This is a genomic window from Streptomyces alkaliphilus (genome assembly GCF_014141535.1).
Lineage (GTDB): Bacteria > Actinomycetota > Actinomycetes > Streptomycetales > Streptomycetaceae > Streptomyces > Streptomyces alkaliphilus.
On sequence record NZ_VKHT01001073.1, the window covers coordinates 1 to 1,630 of the forward strand.

Consider the following 1,630-nt stretch of genomic DNA (forward strand, 5'->3'; position numbering starts at 1 on the left):
CCCGTCACGACCGGCGAGAGGGTCCTGGCGGCCGGCGAACCGGAGGTCGTGCACGAGGGCGGCGCGCCCGCCGCCGGCGAGGACCCGGACCTGCCGCCCTGGCAGCGCCTCAACCCCCGCATGATCCTCGCCGACCTCCTCCGGGTGCTGTTCTCCCTCGCTCCCGGCATCGTCGCACTGGGAGCGGTGGGGGTCGAGCCGACCCCCGGCGTGCTGGGGTCGCTGGGAGCCATCGCCGTGTGGGGCGCGATCGGCGCCGCCGCCGACGTGCTGCGCTGGATCACCACCCGCTACCGCGTCACCGACACCTATGTCGAGCGCCGCACCGGCCTGTTCGTGCGCACCTACCGCTCGATCCGCCGGGATCGGATCCGCAGCGTGGACGCCGACGCCCGGCTGTTGCGCCGCCTCGCCGGCCTGCGCCGGGTACGCATCGGCGCCGGGCAGGCGAGCACGGCGATGGAGTCCGCCCTGGTGCTGGACGCGATCTCCCGCGAGGACGCCCGGCGGCTGCGCGAGCGTCTGCTGGAACACCGCCCCTCCGACACGACCGCGCGCGGGACCGGCCGCGGGACCGACCGCGGAGCCGGCGAGGTGTACGCCGAACTGCGGCCGTGGTGGGTGCTGTACAACATGGCGAACGTCTGGGCCTTCTTCATGGCCGCCGGTCTGCTGTGGGGCACCTGGTGGATGCTGGCCCTCTTCGGCCTGGACCCCGGGGGGTGGGTGGCCTCCTCGGTGGAGCGGCTCGGGGCCGGTACCACCGCCACGGTCGTCCTCGGGGCCGCCCTGGTATGGCTGCTGGGCGTGGTGGGCCTGGCCGTCAACTTCTTCAACGAGTACGCCGGCTTCCGACTGGAACGGGTACCCGGCGAGAACGGCACCGTCCTGCGGACCACCCACGGCCTGCTCCGCACCCGTGAGGTCAACCGCGACGACCACCGGCTGCGCGGCATCACCCTCTCCGAACCGCTGCCCTGGCGCTGGATGGGCAGCACCGAGGTGCACGTCATCACCACGGGCCTCTCCCTGTGGAGCGCCGCGGCCACGATCCTGCCCCGGGTGCCGAGGGCCACCGCGTCCCGGGTCGCGGACGCCGTGCTCGCCGGTCCCGGGGATCCGATGCGGGTGCCGCTGCGACGCCACCCGGGCGCCGCCCTGCGCCGCCGGTTGGGATGGGCACTGGGGGTCACCGGGGCTCTCACCGGCACGGCGGCGTGGCTGGTCGCCGGCACCGGATGGCCCGCGACCGTGTGGTGGGTGACCGGCGCGGTGGTCCTGCCGATCGCCGTCGGACTCGCCGTCGCCGGCCACCTCGCCCTCGGACACGCCGTCACCCCCTCCCACCTGGTGACCCGGTACGGGGCGACCAACCGTCACACCTCCGCCCTGGAGGTCCGGGCCGTCAGCGGTGTGCGGATCCGTCAGTCGCTGTTGCAGCGGCGACTGGGGCTGGCCACGGTGGAGTTCACCACCGCCGCCGGTTGGGGGCGCTACCCGGCGGTGGACATGGCGGCCGGGGAGACGGCCGAGCTGGCGGCCCTCGCCCTGCCGGAACAGGTGCGACGGTTCCGGGCCGAGGGGGCGCCCGGTCCCGGCCCGGAACCGTCGCACCTGTTCCGGCAGGGCG

At 75.2% G+C, this 1,630-nt stretch carries 1 protein-coding gene; it reads left to right on the top strand.

Going from position 1 to position 1,630, the window contains the following annotated elements:
• Nucleotides 1-1,630, top strand: a 1,630-nt coding sequence (locus FNQ90_RS22470) for a PH domain-containing protein (protein ID WP_182608016.1), incomplete at both ends; no start/stop codon positions are given.